The sequence below is a fragment of the Streptomyces sp. SID486 genome (assembly GCF_009865385.1).
GTDB lineage: Bacteria > Actinomycetota > Actinomycetes > Streptomycetales > Streptomycetaceae > Streptomyces.
In genome coordinates this window covers 1-1,396 of record NZ_WWJT01000618.1, presented here as the reverse complement: position 1 = coordinate 1,396, position 1,396 = coordinate 1, and the positions used below count along the sequence as shown (strand labels likewise).

General features: G+C 77.4%; 1 protein-coding gene. It reads right to left on the bottom strand.

Going from position 1 to position 1,396, the window contains the following annotated elements:
• Positions 1-1,396 (bottom strand): polyketide synthase dehydratase domain-containing protein (locus tag GT045_RS28825; protein ID WP_161335979.1); only part of this gene is annotated, 1,396 nt, incomplete at both ends.

The window sequence follows — 1,396 nt, the reverse complement described above, 5'->3', positions numbered from 1 at the left end:
GGACGGGCGCCGGGACGAGGTCCACCCGGTACAGCGGGTCGTCGCCGTCGCCGGCGAGCTGCTCGGCGGAGACGGGCCGGGCCACGAGGCTGCGCACCGTCGCGACCGGCGCGCCGGTGGCGTCGGCGAGGGTGAGGGTGACGGCGTCGGGTCCGGACGGGGACAGGTGCAGGCGCAGGGTGTCGGTGCCGCCCGCGTGCAGGGTGACACCGCCCCAGGCGAACGGCAGCACCGCCTGGCCGCCGGGGAGGTCCAGCAGGTTGACGTGCAGGGCCGCGTCCAGGAGCGCCGGGTGCACGCCGAACGCCGCGGCGGTGGCCCGGGCGCTCTCGGGCAGGGCCGCCTCGGCGAACAGCTCCTCGCCACGGCGCCACATGGCGCGCAGGCCCTGGAACACCTCGCCGTAGCCGTAGCCGGTGCGGGCCAGGCCGGGGTAGAGGCCGTCCAGGTCGACGGGTTCGGCGTCCCGCGGCGGCCAGTCGGTCAGGGCAAGGGCCGGGGCCGCCTCCGGTGCGCCGGACACCGCGCCGGCCGCGTTGCGGGTCCAGGGGGCGTCGGCGGTGTCGGCCCGGCGGGACCACACGGTCAGCTCCCGCCGTCCGTCGCGTTCCCCGCCGACGGCGACCTGTACGGCCAGCGCGCCCTGCTCGGGCAGGATCAGCGGGGCGTGCAGGGTGAGTTCCTCGACGGTGTCGCAGCCGGTGCGTTCCGCCGCCTTCAGTGCCATCTCGACGAAGGCGGTGCCGGGCAGCAGCACCGTGCCGTGCACGGCGTGGTCGGCGAGCCACGGGTGGGAGGCCCGGGAGAGCCGGCCGGTGAGGACCGCTCCCCCGCTGTCGGGCAGTTCGGTCGTGGCGGTCAGCAGCGGATGGCCGGTGGCGCGCTGGCCCAGGCCGTCGGCGTCCCCGCCGCCGGCGCCGGCCTCCAGCCAGAGGCGTTCACGCTGGAAGGCGTAGGTGGGCAGACCGGTGCGCCGGGCGCCGTGCGGGGCGAAGAACGCCGACCAGTCCACGGCGGTGCCGGCCGCGTGCAGCCGGGCCACGGCCGTGACCAGGTCGCGTTCCTCGTCGCCGTCGCGGCGCAGTGCGGCGAGGGTCACGACGTCCTCGGGCACGCAGTCCGCGGCCAGGGCGGTGAGGGCCGCGTCGGGGCCGACTTCGAGGAAGGCCCGCACGCCGTGTCCGTACAGGGCGGTGAGGGCGGCGGCGAAGCGGACGGGGCGGCGGACGTGCTCGACCCAGTGGCCCGCGTCGGCCGGCCGGCCGGTGTCGACGAGGGCACCGGTGAGGGTGGAGACGATCGGGATGCGCGGCGCCTCGAAGGAGCAGCGGGCGGCGGCCTCGGCGAAGTCGGCCAGCATCGGCTCCATCAGCGGCGAGTGGAAGGCGTGCGAGAC